At 63.5% G+C, this 2,777-nt stretch carries 2 protein-coding genes and 2 pseudogenes; 2 read left to right on the forward strand and 2 right to left on the reverse strand.

Features of this window, described 5'->3' with window-relative positions; genetic code table 11:
- A pseudogene (locus DD1DGNOD_RS31360) lies at positions 1-90 on the forward strand (IS5/IS1182 family transposase); the annotation flags it as partial.
- A gap of 54 nt (positions 91-144) precedes the next feature.
- Here the strand turns inward: DD1DGNOD_RS31360 and DD1DGNOD_RS19760 are convergent.
- The gene (locus DD1DGNOD_RS19760) at positions 145-1,038 is read right to left on the reverse strand and encodes an IS982 family transposase (protein ID WP_131764968.1); all 894 of its coding nucleotides are present in this window, start codon (positions 1,036-1,038) and stop codon (positions 145-147) included.
- A gap of 73 nt (positions 1,039-1,111) precedes the next feature.
- On the opposite strand from DD1DGNOD_RS19760, the pseudogene DD1DGNOD_RS19765 reads away from it, so the two are divergent.
- Positions 1,112-1,655 (forward strand): annotated as a pseudogene (locus DD1DGNOD_RS19765) (transposase family protein); the annotation flags it as partial.
- A 170-nt stretch (positions 1,656-1,825) separates the two neighbouring features.
- Here the strand turns inward: DD1DGNOD_RS19765 and DD1DGNOD_RS19770 are convergent.
- Positions 1,826-2,314 (reverse strand): 2,4'-dihydroxyacetophenone dioxygenase family protein, encoded by a 489-nt coding sequence (locus DD1DGNOD_RS19770; protein ID WP_131764967.1) that lies wholly within the window; start codon positions 2,312-2,314, stop codon positions 1,826-1,828.
- Between the last annotated feature and the right edge of the window lie 463 nt (positions 2,315-2,777).

The raw sequence follows: 2,777 nt of genomic DNA on the forward strand, positions 1-2,777 counted from the left end.
ATCGCCACCCGCTACGACAAGACTCCGGGCAGCTATCTCGCCGGTCTCCATCTGCGCGCTTCCATGATCTGGATCAAGGAGCTCACGTGAACCACCCCTTGATCGCGACCGGATACGCGCCCTAGACGAGTAAGTCCTATGTGCTCAGTGGTCGTAGGCGATCAGTGATCGGGTGATGGGTGCGCCGGTCTTGTTGTTGTGCCAGATCGCCGCGGCCATCGCCAGGATGCGTTGGGCGACCCGGATCGCGACGCCGGTGAAGGTCCGCCCGCCGTGTTGTTCCAGGTCAAGCTGCCCTTTGAGGGTGTCGTTGACCGACTCGATGAGCTGGCGGATCTTCTTGAGCAGCGGCTCGCCGTAGCGCTCCCGTTCGTCCTTGCGGGACGGCCGCATCAGCGTGATGCCCCACTCGGCGAGAGCCCGCTCGAACGGTTTCGAGGCGAAACCCTTGTCCGAGATGAGCAGAACCCCGTCGCGCGCGGCGATCAGACCGGCGTCGATCTCGATCATCGCGGCGAGCACGTCCCGTTCACCGATCTTCGGGTTGGCCAGCGCCCACAGGATCGGCATGCCCGTCGGGGTACACACCAGGTACAGCCGCAGCCCCCAGAAGAACCGGGAATGAGACGCGCAGTAGCCGTAGCCAGCCCAGCCGGCGACGTTGGAACGTCGCACCGTCGGGCGGGACATCCCGCACGGCACCGGGGTGGAGTCGGTGATCCAGTGGTTGTCGAAGCAGAAGTCACTGTCGATCGCCAACTCCCGGATCATCGTCTTGACCAGGGGTAACGCCGCGCGTAGCCGCTTGTTGTAGCCCGACTGGCCGGGCAGGTAGGGAAACATCCCGGCCAGGTGTGTACGTGCGTGACGCAGCCAGCGGGCCTCGGAGTGATGGCCGAGCAGGGCCTGTGCCACAGCGAGGCAGACCAGTTCGGAGTCGGTCAACCGGGGCGGCCTGCCCCGCTCCCGGGTGCCCCCGATTCGGTTGTCGATCTTCACGTACAGTGCGGTCAAGAGGGTGTCCAAGTCTTGCGTCACAACATGACCTTGGACGCCCTCTCTCCATGCCCGGCCACAGCCAGCCCAGACTTCGGACTTACTCGTCTAGCCGGCCCTGCTGGCCGCGAAAGCCGCCGGCCACAGCCACGTCAGCGTCGACGGCACTCTGATCGAGACCGATCGCAACCGCCCCCCGGCCCCACCCGGGCGTGGACCTGTGCTGGTCGGGCACACACGCCAACCACGGCGGGAACATCCAGGTCGTCACCGTCCCGGACGGCTGGCCGCTGTGGACCTCCGACGTGCGCCCCGGCCGGGAACACGACACCACCGCCCTGCGCTCCCACCCCGAGATCCTGCCCGCACTCACCACCTGGACCGCCGCCGGCCTGCCCGTCCTCGGCGACCTCGACTACGAAGGCGAACGCGACACCGTCACCATCGCGGTCAAGAATCCCACGGGCGGCCGGCTCACCGACGAGCAGAAAGCCCACAACACCGCGCACAACGGCAAGAAGGCCGTCGGCGAACACGGGAACTCCCTACTCAAGACCACTTTCAAGGCGCTGCGCAACGTCAGCCTCTGCCCCTGGAAAATCGGGAAGATCGTCACGGCAGCTCTCGTGCTCCTACACGTCGAACACGACCGGACCACCCGATCACTCAACGCAACAGACGGTTACTCGGAAAGGCTCAATGAAGACGGAGGAAGCCCATGCTAGGATCACTAGATTACGCTGCGTGTGAATTGATCTGTAAGTTCGCGGGACGTCCCCGCGTAGGGCTGATCGGTGGGGCCAAGGCGGCCCCGACCCCACCGATGCGATCACGAGACGGCGAACATGGTCAGATCAACCGGGGTGATCCCGTGCTTCTTGCAGTGCTCGTTGTGTCGCTCGGCGAATGTGTGCGCTTGTTCGATGCCGATGATCTCGTCGTTGAGACCGAGGAACGCAAGCGCGCCTTCTACAGAGATGAATAACTCCACGTCCTCGCCTGGCTCGACAATGAACGTGTGCCTGCTGTTGGCGACCTCGTAAACAAAGTCGCCGGGCCCGGAAACCCAGTCATGCTCCGCGTACCGCCAGTTCCCTCGAATGGTGTAGACGAGTACACGGCCAAAGTGATCGTGGACGCCCAGCGACGCTCCCCCGGGCGCGCGCATAAACATCTGCGTCTCGCTTTTGATCAGATCCACATGTAGAATCTTCAGCTGGACGTCGTTCGAATAGGGCGTGAACGGGTGCCATAGAAGATCGTCGCCTCTAGTATGCGTCGGAGCGAAATGCTGGACGGTGGTGTCCAGTGTCGTCATCTAAGTCTCCTTGGTAGTTATCGTCGATCCTTGCGCTCGACATGTTCTGGATCTGGCGGGGGAACGACCGGACTTTTACTGGGTCGCAGATTGATCCTGGACCTGAACAAACGATCCGAAATAGAACAGCTGCGACAGATCTCTGAACACACGTGACAAGCGGGGCCTGTGGGGCTTCAGAACCCCGATTTGGGCGTTGACCTGCCTGTTTGCCTGCGGGACGGGGCCCGCGTCGGGCAGGCTGGATGGTCATGGTGTGGTCCCTGCTCTACGCTCTGACACGCAACCCTTTTCAGGGTGCTGCTGCTCCGGGTCCGCGGTGACGCCGCGAAGGAGGTAGAACGGGTCTGTTGCGTTCGCCGGGTCCTTGGTCGGGCAGGTGGGTGGATGCGTCGACGACCCACCCGTCCACCGGGCTCTGTTGCATTGGGCGGAGGCAAGGCATGGTGGACCTGTGCCGGGC

The sequence above is a fragment of the Candidatus Protofrankia californiensis genome, assembly GCF_900634765.1.
Lineage (GTDB): Bacteria > Actinomycetota > Actinomycetes > Frankiales > Frankiaceae > Protofrankia > Protofrankia californiensis.

Excerpts from the sequence above, each read along its gene's own strand:
- DD1DGNOD_RS19770 (WP_131764967.1), bottom strand. The coding sequence starts at position 2,314 with ATGACGACACTGGACACCACCGTCCAGCATTTCGCTCCGACGCATACT.